This window comes from Streptomyces sp. (assembly GCF_019510245.1).
GTDB lineage: Bacteria > Actinomycetota > Actinomycetes > Streptomycetales > Streptomycetaceae > Streptomyces.
The window spans coordinates 1-2,384 of the sequence record NZ_JAEKKT010000436.1 but is presented as its reverse complement, the minus strand read 5'-3'; the positions used below and the strand labels follow the sequence as shown (position 1 = coordinate 2,384).

The following is a 2,384-nucleotide window of genomic DNA, read 5'->3' as shown; positions in this document are numbered from 1 at the left end:
GCTTCGTGCTGACCCCCCTCAACGCCCGCCTCGCCACCGACCCGGAGAAGGTCGCGTCCCTGGCCGCCCGCACCATGACCGGCCGCAACGGCCTCCCCGAGGACTTCGCGGGCGCCGCGGTCTTCCTGGCGAGCGGGGCGGCGGGCTATGTCACGGGTCAGTCGATCTTTGTGGACGGGGGGTTGTCGGTGCACTGATCACTGGGCGAGTTACTCATCCAGTTACACCGGCGGCGAATCCTATTTACTCCTGAAGTGGAGTCGAGAAGAATAATTAATCGACCAATAGGGTGCGGAGTTGGATGTGTAGCATAAATGATTGAGAACCCGTTCCTCAGGTTTTCTGCCTCGTAAGCTCACTCTTTTGCCGCACGCCCTGAGGCAGGGGAGTCGCGTTATCAAGCCATGACGACATCAAGGACCCATGACCTGCCTCGGCGCACCACGAGGACGGATAATATTTCTGTGGTCCGCGATCTGACAGTGGGGAAGTACACTTTCCAGCCTGGTGCGGAGTACGCGGCGCTGACGGCGCAGGGCGCGGTGGCCGGGGACGACGTGCGGTTCGAGCGTCAGGTCACCGAGCCACTGCTTCGCGAGTTCCTCGCCCTGCTGGAGGAAGTCCAGGACGACCTCAATTCGCGATGGAACGGTCAGGATGAATCCGGCCGCCGCGTACCGCACGACGGGTCGCATTTTCGTGAATCATGACTATGTCGATCCCGCCTTTGCGCAGCGTGAGTACTACTCCGACGCGTACTCGTACGGGCCGGGTACTGGCTGGAACGACGGACATGCCGACAGCGTCCACTCAGGTGTTCCCCTGACCGCACCCGCCGGAGGCTGGGACCCGGTCGAGGAACTGGCCTATCTCCTGCAGGAGGCCGGTCCGGCGGAGCAGCCGCCCAGGATCCCGCAACCTCGCAGCGAGCCCGCGTCCGGCGGCGCCTTCAGCGACCCGATGGAGAACCTGGCGCAGATCACCGCTCAACTGCCGCCTACTCGACGCTCCTCCGCCGGGCACCGGAAGCTCCACGTCCGCAAAGTCCGGCTCAAGTGGGCGCAGACCGGCAGCTTCTTCATCGTCGCGCTCGTCGCCGTCATCGTGGCGATGGTCAGCGTCTTCGGCGGCATGGTGGCCTACAGGCCTCTGCAGAACATCACCTCCGGGACGGGAGGCACCATGTTCCCGTCGTGGCCACTTCTCGTGTACGGCCCCTGGATGGTGGCGTCTCTCTCCATTCTCCGGACTGCACTGCACCAGCGCCGAGCCGTGCATTCGTGGTTCATCGTTCTGCTGTTCTCATCCGTCGCGATAATGCTGTGCGTGGCTCAGGCAGACAGAACCGTCACCGGTATCGCCGGAGCCTGCCTGCCGGCCCTCGCCTCCCTCGCCTGCTTCCAGCAACTCGTCCGGCAAATCACGCTGACTCTGCCACCACGACAGGGAACGCGGCGCCATCGCCGTTAGCAGCGTCGCCCTCGGCGCACGGGTGCGCGGGCGGGACTCCGCGAGGGCATCCAACTCGGCCTCGGTGAGCGGCTCGCCGTCAAGGGAGACCTGCCAGCGGAAGTCGAGGAGGGCCTCGGTGTCCAGCAGGCCGCCCGCGGCGGAACCGGGGGCGGTGCGCTGCCCGGTCTCCGCGGTCGCGGTGAGCGCCTTGACCAGGTCGCGCGGCCAGTGCACGTCGACACCGGCCGCGCGCAGCGCGTCCGTGGCGTCCCCAAGGAGATCGAAGGCTTCGTCGTCGGTCAACCGGGGAGCTGGTCGGGAGCGGCATCGTCGAGCAGCCTCCGCAGCGGGGCCCAGGCCCGGGCGCCGCGGCGCAGGGCGAGCAGGGTTCTCGGTCTCGGCACGTGGGCCGAGCAACCGCTCCACTTCGGCTCGCTCCAAAGCAGTGCGGCCTCGATGACGAGCGCCGGGTCCGCCGCGGTGTGCAGTTGCAGGACGGCCCGGAACTGCCGTCGGCGTCCTTCGGGTACGTCGACGTGCAGGGAGACATCGACCTCGGCGGTGAGCGCCGCCTGGGTTTCCTCGGCCCATTCACGCAAGGTGGGCACGGCACGGGCCTCGCGCCAGGCGTACGGCAGCCCCCCCATGGCGAGCGGCGCGGCCGGCGTACGGACCAGGTCATCGGCGACCGCGTCGCAGAACTGGCGTACCAGCGCAGCCGGTTCGGCGATCCGTACCGGAGCAGGGCCGGGCTCGGGCAGGCAGTGGGCGTGTGGCGGGAAGGCGGCGGCCAGGGCGTCCAGCGTCTGGCGCTGGGCGGCGGTGAAAGGGCCCGCCTGCCAGGTGTCGTAACCGGCGGGGGTGATGGCCGGGTGGAGGCGGCCGTCGGCGAGCAGCCGCAGCGCGAAGCGAGTGGCGGCCTGCCAGGCGAC

Annotated in this window: 3 protein-coding genes and 2 pseudogenes; 3 read left to right on the top strand and 2 right to left on the bottom strand. The window is 68.2% G+C overall.

All coding sequences use genetic code 11. The features are described 5' to 3' along the window. From JF597_RS53555 to JF597_RS53545, 3 genes are all read left to right on the top strand, one after another. Positions 1-197: SDR family oxidoreductase (locus tag JF597_RS53555; RefSeq protein ID WP_294014303.1), on the top strand; the 197-nt coding region annotated here is incomplete at its 5' end. 267 nt (positions 198-464) lie between these two features. Next, positions 465-710 carry a hypothetical protein gene (locus JF597_RS53550; protein ID WP_069766534.1) on the top strand — a complete coding sequence of 82 codons (246 nt, stop codon included), beginning with the start codon at positions 465-467 and terminating at the stop codon, positions 708-710. After that, positions 658-1,470 carry a DUF2637 domain-containing protein gene (locus JF597_RS53545; protein ID WP_294014301.1) on the top strand — a complete coding sequence of 271 codons (813 nt, stop codon included), beginning with the start codon at positions 658-660 and terminating at the stop codon, positions 1,468-1,470. The genes JF597_RS53550 and JF597_RS53545 overlap by 53 nt, the downstream gene beginning before the upstream one ends. 93 nt (positions 1,471-1,563) lie before the next feature. Here JF597_RS53545 and JF597_RS53540 read toward each other — a convergent pair. Both JF597_RS53540 and JF597_RS53535 read right to left on the bottom strand, forming a co-directional pair. After that, a pseudogene (locus JF597_RS53540) lies at positions 1,564-1,755 on the bottom strand (SNF2 helicase-associated domain-containing protein); the annotation flags it as partial. Further along, positions 1,752-2,384: pseudogene (locus tag JF597_RS53535) on the bottom strand (ATP-dependent helicase); the annotation flags it as partial. The pseudogenes JF597_RS53540 and JF597_RS53535, both read right to left, overlap by 4 nt.

Excerpts from the sequence above, each read along its gene's own strand:
- JF597_RS53545 (WP_294014301.1), top strand. The coding sequence starts at position 658 with ATGAATCCGGCCGCCGCGTACCGCACGACGGGTCGCATTTTCGTGAAT.